Source organism: Elizabethkingia argenteiflava, from assembly GCF_009904105.1.
Classification (GTDB): Bacteria; Bacteroidota; Bacteroidia; order Flavobacteriales; family Weeksellaceae; genus Elizabethkingia; species Elizabethkingia argenteiflava.
Genome location: NZ_JAAABJ010000091.1, coordinates 1 through 218 on the forward strand (window position 1 = coordinate 1; position 218 = coordinate 218).

Here is a 218-nt window from a genome sequence, read left to right on the forward strand (position 1 = left end):
ATAACGAAATTGATGAATCTTTTTCCAAATCTATCAACAGCAATCCAGATCCAACCGTGTTTTTTTTACGCCCTATATAAGTGTGCATTTCATCTAACTCTACCACTTTTATTTCCTTAGATTCACACTGCAATGATTGTATTTCTTGACCGAAACTACGAATCCAATTCAAAATAGTGACATTGCTAACGTCTAAAATCCTGCCGATTGATCTAAAG

The 218-nt window shown here is 34.4% G+C and carries 1 pseudogene; it reads right to left on the reverse strand.

The features are described from left to right. Nucleotides 1–218: pseudogene (locus GNY06_RS13905) on the reverse strand (IS1 family transposase); the annotation flags it as partial.